Here is a 24,656-nt window from a genome sequence, read left to right as displayed (position 1 = left end):
GCTCAGCGCTCCTCGTCCTGTTCGTGCCCCGGCCCGGTGAACGGCACGATCAGTCGGGTGCGCTGGTCGTGCCGGTCCACCAGCAGCGCCCGGTCGGGGCGCGGGGTGTAGGCGAGGTCGTGCTCGCCCAGGTGCAGTCCCAGCTCCGCGCCGGGGACGTTCAGCGCGACCAGGCAGGCGACGTCGTCGCGGTGGTGCGCCCCGCCGAGGTCGTCGGCGAGCCGGCGCAGCCCCCGCCACCAGCCCAGCAGGTGCACCCCGCGGCCCGGGCCCTCGCGCAGCAGGGCGCGCAGGTCGTCCAGGCCGGAGCGGAACGTGGTCGGGTCGGTGCCGGCGAGGGCGGCCGAGGCCGCGTCCGCGCCGAAGAGCACCAGGTAGGTGCGGCCGGCGGCGGGCTGGCCGGCGGCGAGCGCAGCGATCCGGTCGCGCAGGGCGGCCGGGTCGAGCCGCTGCACCGGGTGGCCGGCGGCGGCGAGCGCGGCGGCGGTCGCGTCGACCACCGGGTCGACGGCGGCGGCCAGCCCGGCGAGCAGGAACCGGGCCCCGCCGGGGGCGTGCTGCCGGGCGAGGCCCAGCGCGGCGGCGCGCAGCACCTCCGCGCCGACGGTCGAGGTGCCGACCACGGCCAGGTGCCGGCCCGGGGTCGCGTCGAGGGTGAACGAGGCGGGACTGTTCGCCACGTCGACGACGCGGCCCACCAGGGCGACCGGGGGCACGGCGCCGGGGCGCAGGGCGGCGAGGGCCGGGTCGTCGTCCAGCCGTGCCGGATCGTACCCCCGGAAGACGGTGGGTCCGGCGGACCCGGCCGGCCGCTCGCGCCACAGCTCGTGGCGCAGCCGGGCCAGCTCGGCGCGGGCGGCGTACGCGTCGGGGAAGCGGACCACGGTGTCGGCCCCGGCCGCCCCGGCGGCGGTGTTGAGCACGGCCGCGCCGATCGGCAGCGCGTCGGCGGCGGTGTTGAGCGCGTCCAGCACTCCCCCGCCGCCGGGCAGGGCCACCCGCAGCGGGAACTGCCCGAAGATCGCCTCGGCGCGGCCGTACAGCGACTCGATGCCGGCGGTGGACTGGCTGGCCAGCACCAGGTGCACCCCGTACGAGCGGCCCTTGCGGGCCAGCTCCTCCAGCAGGTCGACGGCCTGGCGGGCGACGGCGTCGGTGCCGGCGAGCAGCACCTGGAACTCGTCGACGACCGCCACGATCCGGGGCACCGCCGCGTCGCGGGGCAGGTCGGCGAGCTTCGTGACGCCGTGCCGCTTGAGGACGGTCGCCCGCCGGTTCAGCTCCCGGCGCAGCTCCCGCAGCACGGCCAGGCCGTACTCCCGGTCGCTCTCGATGCCGACGACGCGGGCGTGCGGCAGCCAGGACGGGTCCCGCTCGGTGGGCACGAACTCGGTGAAGCTGACGCCCTCCTTGAAGTCGAGCAGCCAGAGCTGGAGCTGGTCGGGGGCGTAGCGGGCGGCCAGCCCGTAGAGGGCGTCGAGGAGGAACACGGTCTTGCCGGCGCCGGTGCGGCCGGCGACCAGCCAGTGCGGGGTGGCGTCGTCGAAGGCGACGGTGACCGGCTGCCGCCCGGCCCGGCCGACCACGGTGGACAGCCCGGCGGCGCTGGTCGCCGCCCAGCGGCGGGCCGGCAGCAGGTCGGCGAAGGCGGGCGGGGTGTCGCGGCGGGCGGCGGGGGCGAGGTGCGCGGCGAGGGCGGCCACGGTGGCCGGCGGCAGGTCGCCGTCGAGGACGACGGGGGCGGCCAGCCCGGAGCCGTCGGCGCTGAACGGGTGCCCGGGCGGGTCGCCGACGTGGGCGTACCGCTGCATCAGGCGCAGCGCGGTGGCCGCGCCCGGCGGGGCGTCGGAGCCGGCGGGGCTCTGCTGGCCGGCGCCGCCGGGTGAGGCGGCGCGGTGGCCGGCGAGCAGCACGCAGACCGCGGCGGACGCCCCGGCGTGGGTGAGCGCGGCGAGCCGGGCCAGCTCGCGGGGGCCGGGCGCGGCGGCGACGACCAGCACCAGCAGCTCGCGGGCGGCGGGGTCGGCCTCCTGGGCGGCCCGGGCGTGCCGCTCGGCGGAGTCGAGCAGCGCGGCGACCTCGGCGGCGGTGGTGGCGGTCGGGGCGAGCACCCCGGCGTCGAGCAGCGGGCGCAGCGGCAGGAAGGTGGCCCCGAAGGCCACCGTGTCGATCCCGGCGACCCGGACCGTGCCGGGCGGGGCGGTGGCGAGCAGCCGCAGCACCACCGCGCGCAGCAGCTCGCCGACGCGCGGGTCCCGGGCGTCGGCGTCGACGGTGAGGTGGCAGCCGCCGCCGAGCGGGACGAGCACGGGGAAGCCGCCGTCCAGTGTGGTCGCCTCGCCGACGCGGATCGGGGCGGGCGCGCCGGTCAGCGCGGTGACCCCGGGGGCGGGGGCGGCGAGCCGCCCGCCCACGGCGGCCAGCCGGGCGACGACGTCCGCGGCGGTGGGGGCGGCCGGGCCCGGCGCGCCCAGGGACCGGCGGGCCCGGTCGAGCCGCTCGCGGGCCTGCCGATGGGCGGCGACCGCCTGACCGTACGCCGACGCGAGCCTGCCCACCCTCTGCTGCCCCCCACGCGCGATGGCCGTCTGATCCAGCGAACCCTAACGGACGCGCGGCGGCGTCGGACAGTCCGCCGCGGCGGCGCGCGCACCGGCCCCGCCGGGGCGGCCGGCGGGGCCGGTGACGGGCCGGCGGCGGGGCCTGAGGCGGGGCCGCCGGTCGCCGGCCGGCTGTGGTGGCGCGGGGTCAGCCGGTGACGGCGGTGAGCGCCGGCAGGTAGCCCAGCCGGTAGCCGTCGGCGTTCGGGTGGTACGCCTCGATGACGCCGGTGACGTCGCGGATCCACGGCGCGGCGGCGCAGACGCCGTGCCCGGCGAAGTAGGGGCGGGCGTCGGCGAAGGTGGCCCCGGCCGCGGCGGCCCGGCCGGCGGTGACCGAGGCGAGCAGGTCGGCGGCCTCGTTGATGATGGTGCGCTTGTAGGCGCTCATCGCCAGCGCGCCGCAGGAGGTCGTCTCGAACAGGCGCGGGTAGCCGAGCACGACGAGCCGGGCGTTGGGGGCCTTCTCGCGGATCGCGGCGTAAGTGCGGTCGAGGCGGCCGGGCAGCTCGGTGGTGGCGAACGTCCTGGCCTCGTTGACCGCGCCCTCGCAGGTGCTGGTGCTGCCGAACCGGCAGCTCGTGATGACGTCGACGAAGCCGGCGTCGTTGCCGCCGATGGTGATGGTGACCAGGGTGGTGCTGGTGCTCAGCGCGCTCACCTGCTTGTTGATGACGTCGGCGGTGACCGCGCCGCCGCAGGCGGGGAACGTGAAGCTGGCGACCTGGTGGGCGGCGGCCCAGAGCGGGGCGTACGACTTGTCGCTGCGCAGGCAGGTGGACAGGTCGTACGGCCCGGCGCCGACGCCGGACGAGTAGGAGTCGCCCAGCGCCACGTAGTTGATCGCGGCGGCGGCACGGGCGGGTTTCGCCGCCTGGGCGGCCTGGGCGACGCCGGGGGCGGCCGCCGCGCCGAGGGTCGCGGCGAGCAGGGCGGTCAGCGCGGTCAGGGCGCGGGCCAGCGGGCGGTGGGGCATGGGGAACCTCCGCGGGGGCAGGGGTGGTGGATCCTCGGAACCGCGCGCGTGGCCCAGGGGTGGTGGTTACTGGTCGGTAATGCTATCGAAACATTTCCATCGAGGGAATAGGGCGCGGACCGCCCGCGCGGGACACACCCGTTTACATCTGTCGATTAGGTTGGCCGGCGTACACCCAACGGAGGGAGTCCATCCCGTGCGACGCGTTCTCGCGGCGGCCATCGCCGCCCTGACCGTCTCCACCGCCGGCACGGTCGCGGCCGGCGCACCCGGCCACGCCGCCGCCCGATCGGGCTGGGGCCGGCCGGCCGCGGCGCCGGCCGCGCCCACCCCGGGCAGCCCCGGCATCGGCGACAGCTACTTCCCCGACTACGGCAACGGCGGGTACGACGTCGACCACTACGACGTCCGGCTGCGCTACGAGCCCGCCACCGACCAGCTCTCCGGCACCACCACGATCCTCGCCCGGGCCACCCAGGACCTCTCCCGGTTCAACCTGGACTTCGTGCTCGGCGTCCAGTCGGTGAAGGTCGACAACTACCCGGCCACCTTCGCCCGCGAGGGCGCCCACGAGCTGGTGATCACCGCGCCCCGCCCCATCGTCTCGGGCCAGTCCCTGACCATCGTGGTGCAGTACGCGGGCGTGCCGTCGCAGACCCGCGTCGACGGCTGGACCGGCTGGACGAAGACCGCCGACGGGGCGCTGGCCGTCAACGAGCCCGAGTCGGCCTGGTGGTGGTACCCGAGCAACGACCACCCCAGCGACAAGGCCACGTGGGACGTCTCCGTGTCGGTGCCGACCGGCGTCGAGGTCGTCAGCAACGGGGTGCAGCCCCGGCCGCCGCTGGCCGAGCCCGGCAACCGGACCCGCTGGGGCTGGCGCAGCGCCACGCCGGGCGCGACGTACCTGGCGTTCCTCGCCATCGGGCAGTACGACATCGTCACCGACACCGCGCCGAACGGGCAGCCGGTCGTCAACGCGTACAGCACCACGCTGGGCTCGCTCGGGCCGGCCGCGCGGGCCAGCATCGGACGCACCGCCGAGATCGTCGACTGGGAGAGCGGGATCTTCGGGCCGTACCCGTTCGAGGCGCAGGGCGGCGTCGCCGCTCCGGCCAACAGCCTCGGCTTCGCCCTGGAGACGCAGACCCGCTCGGTGTACGGGCCGGGCTTCTGGCGGCGCGGGTCGAACACCTACGTGGTCGTGCACGAGAACGCCCACCAGTGGTTCGGCGACTCGGTCTCGGTCGCGGACTGGAGCCAGATCTGGCTCAACGAGGGCTTCGCCAGCTACGCCGAGTGGCTCTGGTCGGAGGAGCAGGGCGAGGGCACCGCGCAGGAGTGGTTCGACTTCACCTACGCCAGTTACCCGGCCGATGACGAGTTCTGGCAGGTGCCGCCCGGCGACCCGGGCGCGAACAACGTCTTCGACGGCGCGGTCTACGACCGGGGCGCGATGGCCCTGCACCAGCTCCGACTGGCCGTCGGCGACGCGGCGTTCTTCCGCATCCTGCCGGAGTGGACCGCCGCCCACCGCCACGGCAACGGCACGATCGCGCAGTTCCAGGCCCTCGCCGAGCAGGTCTCGGGCAAGGACCTCGACGCCCTGTTCACGACCTGGCTGTTCACCAAGGGCCGCCCGGAGCTGACGTCGGACGCGGCGGCGGCCCGGGCCGCCGCCACCCCGGCCGCCCCGGTCAAGCCGAAGTCGTGGGCCAAGGTCCGCGAGGCCCACGAGCTGCTGCACTGACACGCCGGCGGGCCGGGACACCAGGTCCCGGCCCGCCGAGCGGGGCCGTCAGCGGGCGGCGAGGGGCTGCCGCGCCGGGTCGACCGGGGCGGGCAGCTCGCCCACCCCGCCCAGGTAGGAGTGGATCGCGGCGGCCGCCGCCCGCCCCTCGGCGATCGCCCACACGATCAGCGACGCACCCCGGTGCATGTCCCCGGCGACGAAGACGCCGTCGGCGTCGGTCTGCCAGTCCGGCCGGGCGTCGATCGCGCCCCGGGCGTTGCGGGCCACCCCGAACTGCGCCAGCAGCGGCTGCTCCTCGGTGCCCTCGAAGCCGATCGCCAGCAGCACCAGGTCCGCCGGCAGCTCCCGCTCCGAGCCGGGCACCGCCGTGACGATCCGCCGGCCGTCGCGCTTTTCGACGGTCACCTCGGCGATGCGCACGGCGCGCACCTGGCCGGTGCCGTCGTCGACGAACTCCTGCACGGCGGCGGCGAACACCCGGTCGCCGCCCTCCTCGTGCGCCGGGTAGCTGCGCAGGATCCACGGCCAGGTCGGCCACGGGTCGCGCGCGGCGTCGCGGGCGTGCGGCGGCTCGGGGTACAGGTCGAGCTGGTGTACGCCGGCAGCGCCCTGCCGGTGGGCCACGCCGAGGCAGTCCGCGGCGGTGTCGCCGCCGCCGATGATCACCACGTGCTTACCGGCGGCGTCGATCGGGGTGCCGTCGGGCAGCACCGCGAGGGCCGGCCGGCCCTCGCCCGCGGCGGCGACGACGCGGTTCGCGGCGACCAGGTGCGCCATCGCCTGGTGCACGCCGCGCAGCGCCCGCCCCGGCGTCTCCGGGGTGTCCCGGCCCTGCAACGCGCCGCAGGCGAGCAGCACCGCGTCGTGCGCCTCGCGCAGCTGCTCGGCGGTCACGTCGACGCCGACGTTCACGCCGGTGCGGAACCGGACGCCCTCGGCCTCCAGCTGGGCCAGCCGCAGGTCGATGTGCTGCTTCTCCAGCTTGAAGTCGGGGATGCCGTAGCGGAGCAGGCCGCCGATCGCGTCGTCGCGCTCGTACACCGTCACGGCGTGGCCGGCGCGGGCGAGCTGCTGGGCGGCGGCCAGGCCGGCGGGCCCGGAGCCGACCACGGCGACCGACCGGCCGGTCGGCGCCGCCGCCGGACGCGGCGCGAGGCCACCCCGGGCCGCCGCGTCGGCGATCTCCACCTCGACCTGCTTGATGGTGACCGGCTGCCCGCCGCCGATGCCGAGCACGCACGCCGCCTCGCAGGGCGCCGGGCAGAGCCGGCCGGTGAACTCGGGGAAGTTGTTGGTGGCGTGCAGCGACTCCACCGCGGCGTCCCAGCCGCCGGTGCGGACCAGGTCGTTCCAGTCCGGGATGCGGTTGCCCAGCGGGCACCCGTCGTGGCAGAACGGGATGCCGCAGTCCATGCAGCGGGTGGCCTGCTCGCGGATCAGCGCCTCGCCGGCCGGCGGGTACACCTCCCGCCAGTCGGTGATCCGCACCGGCACCGGCCGGCGCGCGGGCAGCCGCCGGTCGTAGCGCAGGAAACCGTTCGGGTCAGGCACGAGCCACCTCCTGGGCGACCACCCGCGTGGCGGGCGGCACCGGCGCGGCCGGCGCGCTCAGCGCGCTCATCACCGCGTCGTCGACGTCATGGCCGGCGGCTTCGGCGGCCCGCATGATCTCCAGCACCCGGCGGTAGTCCCGGGGCACCACCGCGGTGAACTCCTCCACCGCCTCCGGCCAGCGCTTGAGCAGCGCCTCGGCGACCGCCGAGCCGGTCTCGGCGACGTGCCGGTGCACCAGCTCGTGCAGCCGGTCGGACTCCTCGTCGCTCAGCGGCGACAGGTCGACCAGCTCGGTGTTGACCCGCCGCTCGTCGAGCCGCCACACGTACGCGGTGCCGCCGGACATGCCGGCGGCGAAGTTCCGCCCGGTCTCGCCGAGCACCACCACCGTGCCGCCGGTCATGTACTCGCAGCCGTGGTCGCCGACGCCCTCGACGACCGCCACCGCGCCCGAGTTGCGCACGGCGAACCGCTCGCCGACCCGGCCGCGCAGGAAGACCTCGCCGGCCGTGGCCCCGTACAGGATGGTGTTGCCGGCGATGATCTGGTCCTCGGCCCGCTCCCCCGACGCGGCCTCGCCGTCGACGAACGGCGCGGCGGCGTCCGGGCGGACGACGAGCCGGCCGCCGGAGAGCCCCTTGCCGACGTAGTCGTTGGCGTCGCCGTGCAGCCGCAGCGTGACCCCGGCGGGCAGGAACGCGCCGAAGGACTGCCCGGCGGTGCCGCGCAGCAGGAACTCGATGGTGTCGGCGGGCAGGCCGGCCCCGCCGAAGCGGCGGGTGACCTCGCCGCCGAGCATCGCGCCGACGCTGCGGTGCTCGTTGCGCACCGCCACCTCGACCCGCACGGGCGTGCCGTCGGTCAGTGCCGGCTGCGCGAGGGCGATCAGCTCGTTGTCCAGCGCCAGCTCCAGCCCGTGCTCCTGGGCCCGTACGCCGCGCCGGGCGGCGCCGGCCGGCAGCTCCGGCAGGTGCAGGACCCGACCGAGGTCGAGGCCGTGGGCCTTCCAGTGGTCGATGGCCGGTACGACGTCGAGCAGCTCGGTCTGCCCGATCGCCTCCTCGATCGAGCGCAGGCCCAGCTCGGCGAGGTAGCCCCGGACCTCCTCGGCGAGGAAGAGGAAGAAGTTCTCCACGAACTCCGGCTTGCCGGTGAACCGCTCGCGCAGCACGGGGTTCTGGGTGGCGATGCCGACGGGGCAGGTGTCGAGGTGGCAGACCCGCATCATCACGCAGCCCTCGACGATGAGCGGGGCGGTGGCGAAGCCGAACTCCTCCGCCCCGAGCAGCGCCGCGACCAGCACGTCCCGGCCCGTCTTGAGCTGGCCGTCGACCTGCACGGTGACCCGGTCGCGCAGCTTGTTGAGCAGCAGGGTCTGCTGCGCCTCGGCCAGGCCCAGCTCCCACGGGGTGCCGGCGTGCTTGAGCGAGTTGAGCGGGGACGCCCCGGTGCCGCCGTCGTGGCCGGAGATGAGGATGACGTCGGCTTTGAGCTTGGCCACGCCGGCCGCGACGGTGCCGACGCCGGTCTCGCTGACCAGCTTGACGTGCACCCGGGCGGCCGGGTTGACGCACTTGAGGTCGTGGACGAGCTGCGCCAGGTCCTCGATCGAGTAGATGTCGTGGTGCGGCGGCGGGGAGATCAGGCCGACGCCGGGGGTGGCGTGGCGGGTGCGGGCGATCCACGGCCACACCTTGTTGCCGGGCAGCTGGCCGCCCTCGCCGGGCTTCGCGCCCTGGGCCATCTTGATCTGGAGGTCGTCGGCGTTGACCAGGTATTCACTGGTCACGCCGAACCGGCCGCTGGCGATCTGCTTGACCGACGAGCGGCGGGCCGGGTCGTGCAGCCGGTCGACGTCCTCGCCGCCCTCGCCGGTGTTGGACTTGCCGCCGAGGCGGTTCATGGCGATGGCCAGGGTTTCGTGCGCCTCGGCGGAGATCGACCCGTACGACATCGCGCCGGTGGCGAACCGCTTGACGATCTCGCTGGCCGGCTCGACCTCGTCCAGCGGCACGGGCGGGCGGACGCCGGTGCGCAGGGTGAACAGCCCGCGCAGCGACCCGGCCTTCGCGGCCAGTTCGTCGACCTTGGCCGTGTACTGCCGGAACACGTCGTACTGGCGGCTGCGGGTGGCGTGCTGGAGCAGGAAGACGGTCTCCGGGTTGAACAGGTGCAGCTCGCCCTCGCGACGCCACTGGTATTCCCCGCCGACCTCCAGCCGGTCGGTCGCCACCGCGCCCGGCGCCGGCCAGGCCAGCGAGTGCCGGGCGGCCACCTCGGCGTGCACGCCGTGCAGGTCGACCCCGCCGATCGTGCTGGGGGTGCCCCGGAAGTAGCGCTCGACGAGGCGGGCGTCCAGGCCGACGGCCTCGAACACCTGCGCCCCGCAGTACGACGACACGGTCGAGATGCCCATCTTGGACATGATCTTCAGGACGCCCTTGCCGAGCCCCTTGACGTAGTTGCGCACCGCCTTCGCCGGCTCGACGCCCGTCAGGGCGCCGGTGGCAATCATGTCCTCGACCGACTCGAAGGCCAGGTAGGGGTTGACGGCCGCCGCGCCGTAGCCGATCAGCACGGCCGCGTGGTGCACCTCGCGGCAGTCGCCGGACTCGACGACCAGCGCCACCTGGGTGCGGGTCTGCTCGCGGACGAGGTGCTGGTGCACGGCGGCGGTGAGCAGCAGCGACGGGATCGGGGCGAGGTCGGCGTTGGAGTCGCGGTCGGACAGCACCAGGATGCGTACGCCGTCCTCGATCGCCTCGGAGACGTGCCGGCAGATCTCGGTGAGCCGCGCCTTGATCCCGGCCCCGCCGTCGCGGGCCCGGTAGAGCCCGGAGACCCGCACGGCCTTGAAGCCGGGCAGGTCGCCGTCCTCGTCGATGGAGAGGATCTTGGCCAGCTCGTCGTTGTCGATCACCGGGTACGGCAGCACGATCTGCCGGCAGCTCGCCGGGCCCGGGTCGAGCAGGTTGCCCTCCGCGCCGATCGTGTGCTGGAGGCTAGTCACCAGCTCCTCACGGATGGCGTCCAGCGGCGGGTTGGTGACCTGGGCGAAGAGCTGGTGGAAGTAGTCGTAGAGCAGCCGCGGCCGGGTCGACAGCGGGGCGATCGGGGTGTCGGTGCCCATCGAGCCCAGCGGCTCGGCCCCGGTGCGGGCCATCGGGGCGAGCAGGATCTTCAGCTCCTCCTCGGTGTAGCCGAAGGTCTGCTGGCGGCGGCGCACCGAGTCGTGGGTGTAGACGATGTGCTCGCGCGGCGGCAGGTCACCCAGGTCGATCAGCCCGGCGTGCAGCCACTCCGCGTACGGCTGGGCGGCGGCCAGCTCGGTCTTGATCTCGTCGTCGGAGACGATCCGGCCGGCGACGGTGTCGACCAGGAACATCCGGCCCGGCTGGAGCCGGCCCTTGGCGACCACGGTGGCCGGGTCGAGGTCGAGCACGCCCGCCTCGCTGCCGAGCACCACCAGGCCGTCGGCGGTGCGCCACCAGCGCCCCGGGCGCAGCCCGTTGCGGTCCAGCACCGCACCGACGATCTCGCCGTCGGTGAACGCGACCGACGCCGGCCCGTCCCACGGCTCCATGAGGCTCGCGTGGAACCGGTAGAAGGCGCGCTTGTCGGCGCGCATGTCGGGGTCGTTCTCCCACGCCTCGGGGATCATCATGAGCACCGCGTGCGGCAGGCTGCGCCCGGCCAGGTGCAGCAGCTCCAGGACCTCGTCGAAGTTCGCCGAGTCGGAGGCCGCCGGGGTGCAGACGGGGAACACCCGGCGGATGTTGCCGGGCAGGTTCGGGCTGCGCAGCAGCGCCTCGCGGGCCTGCATCCAGTTGCGGTTGCCGCGGATCGTGTTGATCTCGCCGTTGTGGGCGATGATCCGGTACGGGTGGGCCAGCGGCCACGACGGGAACGTGTTGGTGGAGAACCGGGAGTGCACCAGCGCGATGGCGCTGTCGACCCGCCCGTCGGTCAGGTCGGGGAAGAACTCGGGGAGCTGGTCGGGGGTGAGCATCCCCTTGAACACCATCGTCCGGCACGACAGCGACGGGAAGTAGGCCGCCACGCCCCGCTCGGCGGTCTCCCGCTCGGCCTGCTTGCGGACGCAGAACGCCACCCGGTCCAGGTCGAGGCCGGACAGCGGGGAGCCGGCCGGGCCGGCGGGGGTGTCGGTGAGCCGGCTGGCGGCCAGGAAGACCTGCCGCACCCGGGGCATCGCCGCCAGGGCGGTCTCGCCGAGGCCGCTCGGGTCGGTGGGCACGTCCCGCCAGCCGAGGACCTCGGCGCCCTCGACCAGGGCGTACTTCTCCAGGACCCGGCGGGCGCGGGCCTCGCCGTCGTCGTCGGTCGGCAGGAAGACCAGGCCGGTGGCGTACTCGCCGGCGGGCGGCAGCGGGAAGTCGACGACCTCGCGCAGGAACGCGTCCGGCACCTGGATCATGATGCCCGCGCCGTCGCCGGTGTTGTGCTCCGCGCCCCGGGCGCCCCGGTGGTCCAGCCGGAGCAGCGCGCCGAGACCGTTGGCGACGACCGAGTGGGAGCGCCGGCCGTACAGGTCCGCCACGAACGCCACCCCGCACGCGTCGTGCTCGTGCGCGGGGTCGTACAGCCCGGCCGCGGGCGGGGCCGACTGCTGGCTGAGAGGGTACGGAAAGGCCACCGGGCCTCCTGTCGTCACTCAGGTTGGATCATGGTCGGGACGACGTCGGCCCTTATGGGTCTATTGAGTCTACGTTAGGGGTAGGCGCGCAAGGCCAGTTCAGATTGATCACACTTCCAGATCCTGGGAAAGGTAGTCTCGCGCGGTGGATCACGTACGCGTTGAGACGACCGTGACGTTCGACCGGCTGGAGCGGTTCTACGACGCCGTGCCCCGCGACGTGGCCCGCGCCGAGGAGCACGGCCCCCTGGTCCTGTTCGCCCGGGAAGGGGCGGGATGGCCGTTCTACGCGCGTCCCCGCCTCGACGCCGCCGGGCCACCCTCCGTGGCCGACATCACCGCCGTGCGCCAGCGGCAGCGGGACCTCGGCCTGCCGGAGGCGTTCGAGTGGGTGCACGAGCGCAACCCGGACCTGCTCGCGGTGGCCCGCGCTGCCGGGCTGACCGTCCTGGAGGCCCCGCTGATGGTCCTCGACCCCGCCGCCCTGGCCGACCCGGGCAGCTTCACCGACGTGCCGGTGCGCCTGCTGGACGCGGCCTCCCCCGGCCTCGCCGCCGACGTGGCCGCCCGCCGGGCGGTCGCCGCCGTGGGCTTCGCCGCCGCCGGCACCGCCCGGGGCGACGCCGGCCCGGCGCAGCGGGACGCGGCGATCACCGAGCTGGACGTGGCGGCGCTGGAGGAGGAGCGGGCACGCACCGCCGACGGCCGGCGGCTGTCCGCGCTCGCCGAGGCCCCCGGCGAGGGTGCGCTGGCCAGCGGGATGGCGATGCGGGTGGGCGACACCGCCGAGATCGCCGGGGTGGCCACCCTGCCGGCCGCCCGCCGCCGGGGGCTCGCCGCGGCCGTCACCGCCACCCTCGCCCACGCGCTGCGCGCCGCCGGCACCGACCTGGTCTTCCTCTCCGCCGGCAGCGAAGACATCGCCCGCGTCTACGTGCGGGTCGGCTTCCGCCGGATCGGCACCGCCTGCATCGCCGAGCCCGCCGCGATCATCTGACGCCGCCGTCGCCGTCGCGGCGGCCCGCGGGAGGTGCCGCCGCCTGCCGGCCGGGAACGCGCGGCGCTGCCGGCCAGGGACGCGCCGCGCTGCCGGCCAGGGACGCGCCGCGCTGCCGGCCAGGGACGCGCGGCGATGTCGGCCGGGGGCGCGCGGCGGTGTCGGCGACATCGCGGTATCAGGGCGTCGGGGATACCGCCATGTCGCCGACATGACGCCCGGGGCCGGCCCACGCCCGGACCCAGCCGGTGCCCGGACGCGCCCGGACCCGGACCGGACCGGACCCGGCCCGGCCCCGGGCCGTCAGGACGGGGGGCGCCACTGCGCGGCGGAGGCCGCCGCGCCGGAGAGCAGGCGGGGACTGATCGCGCCGAGGGCGGCGTCGCGCGCCCGCAGGGCGAGCCGGCCCCGGGCCTGGAGCACCGCCGACATCCGGCGGGTCTGCCGCACCACCGTCGCCGCGCGGGGGCGGCGCAGCCGGTCGTACGCGACCACGGCGTCCGGCAGGCGCGACTCGCGCAGCAGCGAGGCGAGGGTGGCGGCGTCCTCGAAGGCGAGGCAGGCACCCTGGCCGAGGTGCGGGGGCATGGCGTGCGCGGCGTCGCCGAGCAGCACCACCCCGCCCGGCCCGGCCGGGAAGCCGTAGGAGCGGGGCAGCGGGCGCAGCTCGCGGATCTCCTGCTGCACCAGGTCGGCCGGGTCGGTGGCGTCGAGCAGCTCGCCGACCGGCGTGGGCCAGCCGGCGTACCAGCGGCGCAGCAGGGTGAGCTGGGTCTCCGGCGGCTCCGGGCGGGGCGCGCCCGCGGCGGTGGCCACCCAGTAGATGCCGCCCCGGCTCGACGCGCCCGACGAGCCGCGCTCGCCCAGCGAGGCGGCCACGAAGCGGTACCCGGCGCCCAGCGTCTCCCCGCCGACGGACTGGTCGGCCGGCAGCCGGGGCGCCCGGTACCAGGGGATCACCGCCCGCCAGGCGGCGCAGCCGGAGCTGACCACCCGGGACTCGGGGGCCAACTGCCGGCGGATCTCGCTGTCGGTGCCGTCGGCCGCGACGATCAGGTCGGCCTCGAAGCGCTGCCGGCCGTCGCCGACCGACGGGCGCTGGCCCGGCTCGGCCCGCACCGTGCGCACCGACACGCCGGTGCGCAGCTCCACCCGCTCGCCGAGGCCGGCGATCAGGGCGTCGTGCAGGTCCTCCCGGTGCACCACCACGGGCATCCGGTCAGCCGGGGTGGGGCGGGGCTGCACCAGCCACTGCCCGTCGGGGCGGCGCACGCCGCCGTCGGGCAGCGGCGTGGCGATCGCGTCGAGCCCCGCGCCGAGGTCGAGGGCGCGCAGCGCGCGTACCCCGTTGGGCCAGAGCACGACGGCCGTCGGGTCCGGGCGGACCCGGTCGGCGCGCTCCAGGAGGGTGACCTGCCAGCCGGACCGGGCCAGCGCGCCGGCGACCGCCAGGCCGCCGATCCCGGCGCCGACCACCACCGCGGTACGCATGCCGACCCCTCCCGCTCAGCTCTCGCGGTCGGCGGCGCGGGTGCCGGTGGCCCCGGCCGCCTCGTCGTCCGTCTCGTCGGCTCCGTCTTCGTCCCGATCGGCGTCGCCCGCCGCGTCGGGGCCGGCCGCGGCCGGGTCGTCGGGGACGACCCCGGTCTCCCGGTACGCGCGGAACTGCTCCTCGCTCACCACCCGGTAGCCCTCCGGGGCGGCGGCCCGCGCGCCGGCCTCCCGCTCGGACAGGTCGAGCTGGGACACGTCGCCCCCGGTCGGGGCCGGCTCCGGGGCGGAGCCGCCCACCGGGACGAGGTATTCGCGGGGCCCGCGCACCCGCAGGAAGTAGACCAGTGCCCCGACGAAGACCAGCGCGGCCGTCCAGACGTTGAGCCGGAGGCCGAGGATGTGGTTGGCCTCGTCGGTGCGCATCAGCTCGATCCAGAACCGGCCGGCCGTGTAGCCCATCACGTAGAGCGCGAACGCCCGCCCCCGGCCCAGCCGCAGCCGCCGGTCGAGGACGAGGACCAGGGCGGCGACGCCGACGTTCCACAGCGCCTCGTAGAGGAACGTCGGATGGTAGAGCCCCGGCAGCAGCACCGGTTCGCCGTCGACGACCTTGGCGTGACCCGGGTTGCGCGGGTCCATGTCGTGCACCCGCAGCCCCCACGGCAGGGTCGTCAGGCCGCCGTAGAGCTCGTTGTTGAACCAGTTGCCGAACCGGCCGACCGCCTGCGCGAGCGGGAGCCCCGGGGCGAGCGCGTCGGCCACCACCGCGAACGGGATACCGAGCTGGCGGGCGGCGATCCATGCGCCGAGCGCACCGCCGGCCACCGCGCCCCAGATGCCGAGGCCGCCCTCCCAGATGGCGAACGCCTTGAGCGGCTCGCCGCCCGCGCCGAAGTATTTCTCCGGCGAGGTGATCACGTGGTAGATCCGAGCGCCGATGATGCCGGTCGGCACCGCCCAGACGGCGATGTCGAGCACCGCGCCGGGGGCGACGCCGCGCTGGCGCAGCCGGCGCTCGGTGACCACGCAGGCCACCGCGATGCCGGCGATGATGCAGAGCGCGTACGCCCGCAGCGGCAGCGGGCCGAGCTGCCAGACGGCCGTGCTGGGGCTCGGCAGGGCCGCCTGGGGGATCGTGGAGACGAGGGTCACGGGTGCACACGCTACCGCCGCCCACCGCCCGACCGGCACCCCGGGCCGGGTTGCAAGGAGGGGCCCCTTGTTAACGCATACGGTAGAGAAGGGTTCCCTTCTCACCCCGCACGGCGCGCACGAGCGACGCCGGACGGGGGGCGGCGCGGGGGCGGGGCGGATCAGCGCTGCGGGTGGCGGACGCCCTCGGCAAGCTCGGCGCTCAGCGCCCGCAGGGCGGTCAGGCCGGCGGCCGGGTCGGGCGCGTCGAGCAGGCAGCGGATCAGCGCGCTGCCGACGATCACGCCGTCGGCGTACCCGGCGACGGTGCCGGCCTGCGCGCCCGTGCCGACGCCGAGCCCGACGCCGACCGGCAGGTCGGTCACCTCGCGCAGCCGGGAGACCAGGATCGGCGCGGCCTCCGAGGTCTGCGACCGGGCGCCGGTGACGCCCATGATGGCGGTGGCGTAGACGAAGCCCCGGCAGTGTTCCACGGTCATCCGCAGCCGCGCGTCGGTCGACGACGGGGAGACCAGGAAGGTGCGGTCCAGCCCGTGCGCGTCCGAGGCGGCCAGCCACTCGTCGGCCTCGTCGGGGATCAGGTCGGGGGTGATCAGGCCCGTGCCGCCGGCCGCCGCGAGGTCCCGGGCGAAGGCGTCGACGCCGTACTGCTCGATGGGGTTCCAGTAGGTCATGGTGACCACCGGCGCGCCGGTGGCCGCGACGGCCTCGATGATGCGCAGCGTGTCGGCGGTGCGTACGCCGCCGGCCAGGGCGATGTCGCTGGCCTTCTGGATGACCGGGCCGTCCATCACCGGGTCGGAGTAGGGGATCTCCACCTCGATGACGTCCACGCCGGCGTCGACCATGGCGGTCATCGCGGCGATGCTGCCCTCGACGGTCGGGAAGCCGGCCGGCATGCAGCCCACCAGCACGGCCCGCCCGTCGGCCCGGGCCTTGTCGAACGCGACCCCGATGCGGCTCACGAGTCACTGCTCCTTGTCGAGGATGCCGAAGTATTCGCCGGCGGTGTGCACGTCCTTGTCGCCACGACCGGAGAGGTTGACCAGGATGACCGGTTCCCGGCCCAGCTCGGCGGCGAGCCCCGGGGCGATCTTGCGCGCGCCGGCGAGGGCGTGCGCGCTCTCGATCGCCGGGATGATCCCCTCGGTTCGGCAGAGCAGCTCGAACGCGGCCATCGCCTCGGCGTCGGTGACCGGCAGGTAGTTCGCCCGGCCGCTGTCGTGCAGCCACGCGTGCTCCGGCCCGACGCCCGGGTAGTCCAGGCCGGCCGAGATGGAGTGCGACTCGACGGTCTGCCCGTCGGCGTCCTGCAGCACGTAGGTGCGGGCGCCGTGCAGCACGCCGGACGTGCCGCCGGTGATGCTGGCCGCGTGCCGGTCGGTGTCCACGCCCTCCCCGCCGGCCTCGAAGCCGTAGAGCCGCACGCCCTCGTCGGGCACGAAGGCGTGGAAGATGCCCAGCGCGTTGGAACCGCCGCCGACGCAGGCCGCCACGGCGTCGGGCAGCGCGCCGGTCGCCTCCAGGCACTGCGCGCGGGCCTCGACGCCGATGCCCCGGACGAAGTCCCGGACCAGCTCGGGGAACGGGTGCGGGCCGGCGGCCGTGCCGATGAGGTAGTGCGTCTCGTCGACGTTGGCCACCCAGTCCCGCATCGCCTCGTTCATCGCGTCCTTGAGGGTGCGCGAGCCGGTGGTGACCGGGACGACCGTGGCGCCGAGCATCCGCATCCGGGCCACGTTGAGCGCCTGCCGCTGGGTGTCGACCTCGCCCATGTAGACCACGCATTCGAGGTCGAACAGGGCGGCGGCCGTCGCGGTGGCCACGCCGTGCTGGCCCGCACCGGTCTCGGCGATCACCCGCCGCTTGCCCATCCGCTTGGTCAGCAGCGCCTGGCCGAGCACGTTGCGCACCTTGTGGGCGCCGGTGTGGTTGAGGTCCTCCCGCTTGAGCAGCACCTGCGCGCCGATCTTCGCGGAGAACCGGTGCGCCGGGTAGAGCCGCGAGGGGGTGCCGGCGTAGTCGCGCAGCAGCGCGTCGAACTCGGCGCGGAACGACTCGTCGGACATCGCCTTGCGGTACGCGGCGTCCAGCTCGTCGAGCGCCGCGACGAGCGCCTCCGGGACGAACCGGCCGCCGAACCGGCCGAAGTGACCGGCGGCGTCGGGGAGCTGACCGGCCGGGGCCGGTTCGGTGGCGCTCATGGCGGTGTCCTCTCGCTGCTGACTTCTCGCCCCGGGTTGCTCAGCGCGCCGGGCGGGACGCCCGGCGCGGCTCAGCGTGCCGGGCGGGGCGTCGCCGGGTGGTTGCCGGCGTTGACCAGGGCGGCCACCGCCTCGCGGGGGCTGGAGTGGGTGACCAGGCCCTCGCCGACGAGCACGGCGTCGGCGCCGGCCGAGGCGTAGCGGATCAGGTCGTGGGGGCCACGCACGCCGGACTCAGCGATCTTGACGACGTTGCTGGGCAGGCCGGGCGCGATCCGCTCGAACACCGACCGGTCGACCTCCAGGGTACGCAGGTCGCGGGCGTTGACCCCGATCACCTGCGCGCCGGCCTCCATGGCCCGGTCGGCCTCCTCCTCGGTGTGCACCTCGACCAGCGCGCACATGCCGAGGGACTCGATCCGCTCCAGCAGCCCGACCAGCGCGTTCTGCTCCAGCGCGGCCACGATCAGCAGGACCAGGTCGGCACCGTGCGCGCGGGCCTCGTGCACCTGGTAGCTGGAGACGACGAAGTCCTTGCGTAGGACGGGGACCTTGACCGCGGCCCGGACGGCGGCCAGGTCGTCCAGCGAGCCGCCGAACCAGCGCCCCTCGGTGAGCACGCTGATGACCCGCGCACCCCCGGCGGCGTAGTCGGCGGCGAGGACGGCCGGGTCGGCGATCTCGGCGATCTGGCCCTTGGACGGCGACGAACGCTTCACCTCGGCGATCACGGCCACGCCGGGTCGGCGCAGGGCCGCGTACGCGTCCAGCGGTGGCGGCGCGGCGGCGGCGAGCTCACGGATCCGCTCCAGCGGAACCTGCTCCTGCCGCCGGGCGACGTCCTCGCGGACGCCGGCCAGGATCTCGTCGAGGACGCTTCCGGACGCCGCCGGACCGACCCCGTCCCCCTCCGCGTGCGCATGCTCAGCAGTCACCAACGGACTCCCCTCTCCGGGTGTCATGGGCCGATGCTAGGGGGCGCCACCTGGCAGCACGTGCCGGGGGTATGGCGCTCCTCACGAGATGGGCTGCGGCATAATGGCCGACTTCCGGTGAACGGTGGATCACCGAGCGCGATCTCCCGCATCGATCGCGGTGACACCACCGCCCACCAGGCCATCGATGATCGCCCATCTTCATCGGATCATTGTCCGTCGGCGCCGCGCCGCGCGCACGCCGCCCGGTGCCCACCGGCGCGACCGGCCGGCGACCCGCACGCGCGCCGGCCGGCGACCGCGCGCACGCCGGTCGATGTTGTGACGAAGCTCAAGGCTGAACGGCCCTGCCCAGGTGGACGGATCCGGCGGACAGTTGACGTGGCGGTGACCACGGCGAAACGTGAGCCGGGCACCGTGGAGCTCGGGCAGACTCGACGAGGGGCCTGCCTGCGGCCCATCGGGCGGCCGCGGCGAGCAGCCGCCCGAGCCGTCGGAACGATCTCGCGTGGGGTGACCAGATGAGCACTGCCGGGCCCAACCCGACCATCGGACTGACCACCATCTCCCGCACCGTGGCGTCGCTGGCCGTCGGGGTGGTGCACACCCTGGAGCGGGCCGTCGTGGGCGACGCCCGGGTGCGCACCGCACGCGGCAACGCCTGGGAGGCCGTCTGCGCCGACCGGGCCCGTGCCCACCAGCGCGCCGAGCTGGACCGCCTGGTGGCCGAGCTGGCCGCCGCCCGCGCCGCGACGCGGGACCGCCAGCCGGTCGGCTGACCCCGGCCGCCGGGCCGGCCCCGGCCGCGAGGCCGCCGGCCAGTCGGTTCGCCGGCCGGCCGGTTCGACAGTGGGCCCTCGCCCTCGCGCCCGACGCGGACGGCGTTCGCCGGTCAGTCGGCCGTCGGGTCCTCGCCCCGGTCCAGCGCGTCCCACGCCTCGGTGGTGCGCCGCCCGGTCACCGGGCCGGCCGCGGCCTCCGCCGGGGCGGGGCCCGCGCCGCGTCGACCCGGGCGCTCGTAACGCGCCCCCATCGCCGGCCAGCCCGCGCCGCGCAGCGCGACGAGGCCGCCGCCGAGGGCGGCGAGCAGGCCGCCGACCAGGCAGAACGCCGGCCACTGCCGGCTCACCGTGCCGTCGAACGCGGCCACCAGGCCGTAGCCGCCGCCGACCGCGACGGCCGCCCCGAGCGCCAGCAGCAGGACGCCGACCAGCCGACGCGGCAGCCCCCGGGTGGCCAGCACCGCGCCGCCCCCGGCCAGCCCGACCACCGCGAGCGCGGGCAGCCAGGGCAGCAGCCCCGCCCCGGTGCGGGCCGCGCGCACCGGGGGCAGCGGCGCCGGCCGGGCGGCCAGCTCCACCGCCCACGTCCGGGTCGACGCCCACAGCGCCAGGCCCGCGCCGGCCAGGCAGAGCAGCACCGCGTACGTCAGCTCACGGCGCGCCCGCGCGGCCGGCGCGCCGGCCTCGGAGGTCTCCCGGTCGGTCGCCGGCCCGGTCACCGCGGCCACCCGACGCCCGGCGCCACGACGCGCCGCCCCGCCGCGCTCATCGGGCGGGCCGCAGCGTCTCGGCGGCGGCGATGGCGGCGAGCACGGCGGCGGCCTTGTCGCGGGTCTCCCGGTCCTCGGCGGCCGGGTCGGAGTCGGCCACCACCCCCGCTCCGGCCTGCACGTACGCGCGGCCGTCGCGGATCAGCGCGGTGCGGATGGCGATCGCCATGTCCAGGTCCCCGCCGAAGCCGAAGTAGCCGACCGTGCCGCCGTAGAGGCCGCGCCGGACCGGCTCCAGCTCCTCGATGATCTCCATGGCCCGGACCTTCGGCGCGCCGGACAGGGTGCCGGCCGGGAAGGTCGCGGCCAGCGCGTCGAACGCCGTCTGCTCCGGGCGCAACTCCCCGACCACGGTGGAGACGATGTGCATGACGTGGCTGTACCGCTCGATGGTGGCGAACTCCGGCACCTGGACGGTGCCCGGGCGGCAGACCCGGCCCAGGTCGTTGCGGCCCAGGTCGACCAGCATGACGTGCTCGGAGCGCTCCTTCGGGTCGGCGAGCAGCTCGGCGGCGAGCCGGGCGTCGGCGTCCGGCGTCGCGCCGCGCGGGCGGGTGCCGGCGATCGGGTGCAGCAGCGCGCGGCGGCGGCCGTCGGGGCCGGCGTTGACCTTCAGGTGCGCCTCGGGCGACGAGCCGACCACGTCGAAGCCGTCGAAGCGCAGCAGGTACATGTACGGGCTCGGGTTGGTGGTGCGCAGCACCCGGTAGACGTCCAGCGGGTCGGCGTCGGTGGGCCGCTCGAAGCGCTGGGCCAGCACGATCTGGAAGCACTCCCCGGCCCGGATCGCCTCCTTGGCCGCCTCGACGGCCTTCGGGTAGCCGCCCGCGTCGGTGCGGCTGACCACGTCGCCGACGGCCGGCCGGTCGACCGTGGAGATCATCGGCGGGATGGGCCGGGACAGCGCCGTGGTCATCGCGTCCAGCCGGCCGACCGCGTGGTGGTAGGCGGCGGCGACCAGGGCGTCCCGGCCCGGCTCGTCGGCCGGCGGGAGCACCGCGTTGGCGATGAGGATCGCCGAGCCGTCGTAGTGGTCGAGGACCACCAGGTCGGTGGCGAGCATCATGCCCAGCTCGGGCAGGCCGAGGTCGTCCTCGGTCAGCTCGGGCAGCCGCTCGAAGCGACGGACCAGGTCGTACCCGAGGTAGCCGACCATGCCGCCGGTCAGCGGCGGCATGCCGCTGGCCGGGTCCCAGGCCGGGCCGGCGAGGGCCTCGACGGTCTCGCGCAGCACCTTGACCGGGTCGCCGCCGGAGGGCAGCCCGGCCGGCGGCTGGCCGGTCCAGCCCGCCACGCCGTCGCGCTCGGTGAGGGTGGCGCTGCTGCGCACCCCGATGAACGAGTATCGCGACCAGGCCATCCCCGCCGAGCCGGCCCCCTGCTCGGCGGACTCCAGCAGGAACGTGCCGGGGCCGCCGGCCAGCTTGCGGTAGACGCCCACCGGGGTCTCCGCGTCGGCGAGCAGCCGCCGGGTGACCGGGACGACCCGCCAGCGGGCCGCCAGGTCGGCGAAGGTGACCTGGTCGGGGCTGACGACGCCGTCGGTCATGCCTGCCCCCCGGTGGTGGTGACCGGCAGCTCGGTGAAGAAGCAGGTGCGCTCGCCGGTGTGGCAGGCCGCGCCGACCTGGTCGACGCTGACCAGCAGCGCGTCGCCGTCGCAGTCCAGCGCGACCGAGCGGACGTGCTGGAGGTGGCCGGAGGTGGCCCCCTTGACCCAGTATTCCTGCCGGCTGCGCGACCAGTAGGTGGCCAGACCGGTGGTGAGGGTGCGGTGCAGCGCCTCGTCGTCCATCCAGGCGACCATCAGCACCTCGCCCGTGTCGTGCTGGCGCACCACGGCGGCCACCAGACCGTCGGGGGTGCGGCGCAGCCGCGCGGCGACGGCCGGGTCGAGCCGGGACGGGCGGGCCGGGCCGGGCGTCGCCGCCGGGGTCCTGGGGGCGTTGGCGCCGGTCACCGGCGCGTCAGGTACGGGCACAGTCAGCCATTCTCCCGCACGCGGCGACGGCACCGGCGACGGCTCCCGGCGGGCACCCGGCGCCGGCTCGGGCACGCGGGCCCGCGCCGGTACGGGCCCGCCGGTGAGCTGCGCGAGGTAGCGGTCCAGCCGCCCGTCGGACAGGGCCTCGGCGAGGTCCGTGCCGGCGACGGCGGCGATCTCCTCGGCATACGGGCGGACCAGCGGGACGGTGCCGGTGACCAGCCGCCCGGCGGCGGCCCAGAGCTGCCCGACGGAGCCGGGGCGCACGCCGAGGCAGAGCAGCATGTCGTCGCGGTATCCGGGCGGGGCGACCGGCAGGTCGAGGGCGGCGGCGAACGCCGCCCGGCGGGACACCACCCGTACCGACGGGTTGGCCAGCCGCAGCACGGACGGGCAGAGCCGGGCCAGGTCGGCGGCGGCCAGCCGGACGCCGAGGTGGTCACCCCGGGCCCGGGCCCCGGCGACCTTACCGAGCGTGGCGATCAGTTCCTCCAGCCGGGGCTCGTCGGCGGGCTGGCAGAGCACCGGCAGGTCGATGCGGGCACGCCACCGTTCGTCGGCCCAGAGCAGCCGGATCGGCGCGGTGACCGGCAGCCCGAACGCCCACTCGGCCGGCTGGGCGAGCCGCTCCAGCCAGGAGCGGACGTCGCGGACCGCCACCGAGACGTGGGTGAGCCGGCCGCCGGTTTCGGCCAGGTAGGCGCGGCGGGCGGCGTACGGGGCGTTGATCGGCGGCCCGGCCGGGCGGCCCGGCGTGGCGTCGGCGACCAGCACGTCGAGGTCGACGTCGCTGTGCGCCGTGGCGGCCCGGCGGGCGTGGCTGCCCCGCAGCAGGATGCCGACGACGGGGCGCTCGGCCGCCTGCCGCAGCCGGGCGGCCCAGTCGTCGAGGAATCCACTTTCCGGTGACGCAGAGTGACCCACCGCGCCATCGTGCCGTACGCCCGATCGGGGCGCAATGCCCGATGCCGGACGGGCTGTCCGGTCAGAAGGCTGACGCCCCGGTCCGAAGGCTAGTGCCCGAGGGTTCTCTTTCCTGCCTCGGGGTACCTTTCGCCGCCGCCCGGCGGCACCCCGACTCCGGCCGGCCGCCCCGCCCGTCGCGGCGGCAGTACCGCCCGGCTCGGTGGCAGTACCGCCCGGCCGGGCGGCGACCGTTGCGGGCGACCCCCTCCCTCACCTAGCGTGGAGTTCATCAGGTGATGAATTACTTCCCAGGGGGTGGCGATGGACCACGCGATCGCGGTCCGCGACCTGGTCGTGGACCGGGGCCGACGCCGGGTGCTGCACGGCGTGACATGCACGGTGCCGCGCGGCGCCGTCACCGGCCTGCTCGGGCCCAGCGGCAGCGGCAAGACCACCCTCATGCGGGCCGTCGTCGGGGTGCAGACGGTCCGCTCGGGCTCGGTGACCGTCCTCGGCCGGCCGGCGGGCTCCCCGGCGCTGCGCAGCCGGGTGGGCTACCTGACCCAGGCGCCCAGCGTCTACGCCGACCTCACCGTCGCCGAGAACGCCCGCTACTTCGCCGCCCTGCACGGCCGGGGCCGGGCCGAGGCCGACCGGTCCGTGGCCGACGTCGGGCTGGCCGACGCCGCCGGCCAGCTCGTCGGCTCCCTCTCCGGCGGGCAGCGCAGCCGGGCGTCGCTGGCCTGCGCCCTGGTCGGCGAGCCGGAGCTGGTCGTCCTCGACGAGCCGACGGTCGGGCAGGACCCGGTGCTGCGGGCCGACCTGTGGGCCCGGTTCCACGCCCTCGCCGCCGCCGGGACGACCCTGCTGGTGTCCAGCCACGTGATGGACGAGGCCGCCCGCTGCGACCGGCTGCTGCTGATCCGCGAGGGCCGGCTCGTCGCCGACGACACCCCCGACGCGGTCCGCGCCGCCGCCGGGGTCGACGATCTCGACGAGGCGTTCCTGCGCCTGATCCGGGCCAGCGAGGCGGCCGCCGGGCAGGACGACGGCGGGCCGGGCGGCGGCAGAGCGGGCGGCGGGCAGGCTGACGGCCTCGGGCGGGCAGCCGGCGAGGGGGCGGCGTCGTGAACGCGCGCATCCTGGCCGCCACCACCGGCCGCGTCCTGCGCCAGCTGCGGCACGACCGGCGCACCGTCGCCCTGCTGGTGCTGGTGCCGGCCCTGCTGCTCACGCTCGTCTACTACATGTACGCCGACCAGCCCACCCCGCCCGGCCAGCCGAGCATGTTCGACCGGGTGGCCCTGGTGATGCTCGGCGTCTTCCCCTTCGTGATCATGTTCCTGGTGACCAGCATCGCGATGCTGCGCGAGCGCACCTCCGGCACCCTGGAGCGGCTGCTCACCACCCCGCTGGGCCGGCTCGACCTGCTCTTCGGCTACGGCATCGCGTTCGGCCTCGCCGCCGCCGGCCAGGCCGCGATCGCCTCGGCGGTGGCGTACTGGGTGTTCGGGCTGACCACCGCCGGCAGCAGCGCCCTGGTGATCGTGATCGCCGTGGTCAACGCGGTGCTCGGCGTCGCCCTCGGCCTGTTCTGCAGCGCCTTCGCCCGCACCGAGTTCCAGGCCGTGCAGTTCATGCCCGTCGTGGTGATCCCCCAGCTGCTGCTGTGCGGGCTGTTCGTCGCCCGCGACGAGATGGCCGGCTGGTTGCAGGCGGTCAGCGACGCGCTCCCCCTGTCGTACGCCGTCGAGGCGTTGCAGGAGGTCGGCGCGCACGCCGAGCCGACGGCCACCATGTGGCGCGACCTCGGGGTGGTGGCCGGGGCGGTGGTGCTGGCGCTGGCGCTGGCCGCGGCCACCCTGCGCCGCCGCAGCGGCTGACGCGCGGGCGGGG

Annotated in this window: 16 protein-coding genes and 2 pseudogenes; 5 read left to right on the top strand and 13 right to left on the bottom strand. The window is 76.0% G+C overall.

Annotated elements, in window-relative coordinates:
• Positions 1-2 precede the first annotated feature (2 nt).
• Positions 3-2,558, bottom strand: coding sequence for an FtsK/SpoIIIE domain-containing protein (locus tag ACVMYR_RS17525; protein ID WP_457122225.1), 2,556 nt, complete (start codon positions 2,556-2,558; stop codon positions 3-5).
• Positions 2,559-2,748: 190 nt separating this feature from the next.
• Entirely contained in the window at positions 2,749-3,576 is an 828-nt protein-coding gene (locus tag ACVMYR_RS17520; RefSeq protein WP_077939099.1) for an SGNH/GDSL hydrolase family protein, read from the bottom strand.
• A gap of 196 nt (positions 3,577-3,772) precedes the next feature.
• Between ACVMYR_RS17520 and ACVMYR_RS17515 the strand changes: the two genes are divergently transcribed.
• The gene (locus ACVMYR_RS17515; RefSeq protein ID WP_077939094.1) at positions 3,773-5,326 is read left to right on the top strand and encodes a M1 family metallopeptidase; all 1,554 of its coding nucleotides are present in this window, start codon (positions 3,773-3,775) and stop codon (positions 5,324-5,326) included.
• Between the two features lie 48 nt (positions 5,327-5,374).
• Here the strand turns inward: ACVMYR_RS17515 and ACVMYR_RS17510 are convergent, their stop codons facing one another.
• Positions 5,375-6,880 (bottom strand): glutamate synthase subunit beta, encoded by a 1,506-nt coding sequence (locus ACVMYR_RS17510; protein WP_457122224.1) that lies wholly within the window; start codon positions 6,878-6,880, stop codon positions 5,375-5,377.
• Positions 6,873-11,537 carry a glutamate synthase large subunit gene (gene gltB, locus ACVMYR_RS17505; protein ID WP_077939092.1) on the bottom strand — a complete coding sequence of 1,555 codons (4,665 nt, stop codon included), beginning with the start codon at positions 11,535-11,537 and terminating at the stop codon, positions 6,873-6,875. Before gltB ends, ACVMYR_RS17510 begins: the two co-directional genes overlap by 8 nt.
• 145 nt (positions 11,538-11,682) lie before the next feature.
• Here gltB and ACVMYR_RS17500 point away from each other — a divergent pair, with 145 nt between their 5' ends.
• A complete protein-coding gene (locus tag ACVMYR_RS17500; protein ID WP_077939091.1) occupies positions 11,683-12,534 on the top strand; it encodes a GNAT family N-acetyltransferase in 852 nt (283 codons plus the stop codon).
• Between the two features lie 303 nt (positions 12,535-12,837).
• Here the strand turns inward: ACVMYR_RS17500 and ACVMYR_RS17495 are convergent, their stop codons facing one another.
• From ACVMYR_RS17495 to trpC, 5 genes are all read right to left on the bottom strand, one after another.
• Complete coding sequence (locus tag ACVMYR_RS17495) at positions 12,838-14,025, bottom strand: FAD-dependent oxidoreductase (RefSeq protein WP_091278299.1); 1,188 nt, start codon at positions 14,023-14,025, stop codon at positions 12,838-12,840.
• Positions 14,026-14,040: 15 nt separating this feature from the next.
• The gene (gene lgt / locus ACVMYR_RS17490; protein ID WP_457122223.1) at positions 14,041-15,180 is read right to left on the bottom strand and encodes a prolipoprotein diacylglyceryl transferase; all 1,140 of its coding nucleotides are present in this window, start codon (positions 15,178-15,180) and stop codon (positions 14,041-14,043) included.
• 161 nt (positions 15,181-15,341) lie between these two features.
• Positions 15,342-16,145: a tryptophan synthase subunit alpha gene (gene trpA, locus ACVMYR_RS17485; protein ID WP_043967383.1), complete on the bottom strand. Its 804-nt coding sequence runs from the start codon at positions 16,143-16,145 to the stop codon at positions 15,342-15,344.
• Positions 16,146-16,148: 3 nt separating this feature from the next.
• Complete coding sequence (gene trpB / locus ACVMYR_RS17480) at positions 16,149-17,384, bottom strand: tryptophan synthase subunit beta (RefSeq protein ID WP_091278303.1); 1,236 nt, start codon at positions 17,382-17,384, stop codon at positions 16,149-16,151.
• 71 nt (positions 17,385-17,455) lie between these two features.
• A complete protein-coding gene (gene trpC, locus ACVMYR_RS17475) occupies positions 17,456-18,319 on the bottom strand; it encodes an indole-3-glycerol phosphate synthase TrpC (RefSeq protein ID WP_077939086.1) in 864 nt (287 codons plus the stop codon).
• 521 nt (positions 18,320-18,840) lie between these two features.
• Here trpC and ACVMYR_RS17470 point away from each other — a divergent pair.
• On the top strand, positions 18,841-19,098 hold the full coding sequence (locus ACVMYR_RS17470) for a hypothetical protein (RefSeq protein WP_043967379.1): 258 nt from the start codon (positions 18,841-18,843) through the stop codon (positions 19,096-19,098).
• A gap of 113 nt (positions 19,099-19,211) precedes the next feature.
• On the opposite strand, the gene ACVMYR_RS17465 is transcribed toward ACVMYR_RS17470, so the two are convergent.
• The 4 genes and pseudogenes from ACVMYR_RS17465 to ACVMYR_RS17450 all read right to left on the bottom strand — a co-directional run.
• Positions 19,212-19,829, bottom strand: a complete 618-nt coding sequence (locus ACVMYR_RS17465; RefSeq protein WP_457122222.1) for a Trp biosynthesis-associated membrane protein — start codon at positions 19,827-19,829, stop codon at positions 19,212-19,214.
• Positions 19,830-19,866: 37 nt separating this feature from the next.
• Positions 19,867-21,420, bottom strand: coding sequence for an anthranilate synthase component I (locus ACVMYR_RS17460; RefSeq protein WP_077939084.1), 1,554 nt, complete (start codon positions 21,418-21,420; stop codon positions 19,867-19,869).
• Complete coding sequence (gene hisI, locus ACVMYR_RS17455) at positions 21,417-21,851, bottom strand: phosphoribosyl-AMP cyclohydrolase (protein WP_043969313.1); 435 nt, start codon at positions 21,849-21,851, stop codon at positions 21,417-21,419. The genes ACVMYR_RS17460 and hisI overlap by 4 nt, the downstream gene beginning before the upstream one ends.
• 204 nt (positions 21,852-22,055) lie before the next feature.
• A pseudogene (locus ACVMYR_RS17450) lies at positions 22,056-22,379 on the bottom strand (phosphoribosyl-AMP cyclohydrolase); the annotation flags it as partial.
• Positions 22,380-23,081: 702 nt separating this feature from the next.
• Here ACVMYR_RS17450 and ACVMYR_RS17445 point away from each other — a divergent pair.
• Both ACVMYR_RS17445 and ACVMYR_RS17440 read left to right on the top strand, forming a co-directional pair.
• Positions 23,082-23,801, top strand: a pseudogene (locus tag ACVMYR_RS17445) (ABC transporter ATP-binding protein); the annotation flags it as partial.
• An 86-nt stretch (positions 23,802-23,887) separates the two neighbouring features.
• Positions 23,888-24,643 (top strand): ABC transporter permease, encoded by a 756-nt coding sequence (locus tag ACVMYR_RS17440; protein WP_077939082.1) that lies wholly within the window; start codon positions 23,888-23,890, stop codon positions 24,641-24,643.
• The last annotated feature ends 13 nt before the right edge of the window (positions 24,644-24,656 follow it).

The sequence above is a fragment of the Micromonospora sp. PTRAS2 genome, assembly GCF_054052245.1.
This window is presented reverse-complemented; position numbering and strand designations above follow the sequence as displayed.

What these genes read in the sequence shown, in the direction of transcription:
- ACVMYR_RS17520 (WP_077939099.1), bottom strand. Translation starts at nt 3,576, where the DNA reads ATGCCCCACCGCCCGCTGGCCCGCGCCCTGACCGCGCTGACCGCCCTG.
- ACVMYR_RS17495 (WP_091278299.1), bottom strand. Translation starts at nt 14,025, where the DNA reads ATGCGTACCGCGGTGGTGGTCGGCGCCGGGATCGGCGGCCTGGCGGTC.
- trpB (WP_091278303.1), bottom strand. Translation starts at nt 17,384, where the DNA reads ATGAGCGCCACCGAACCGGCCCCGGCCGGTCAGCTCCCCGACGCCGCC.
- ACVMYR_RS17470 (WP_043967379.1), top strand. Translation starts at nt 18,841, where the DNA reads ATGAGCACTGCCGGGCCCAACCCGACCATCGGACTGACCACCATCTCC.
- ACVMYR_RS17460 (WP_077939084.1), bottom strand. Translation starts at nt 21,420, where the DNA reads ATGACCGACGGCGTCGTCAGCCCCGACCAGGTCACCTTCGCCGACCTG.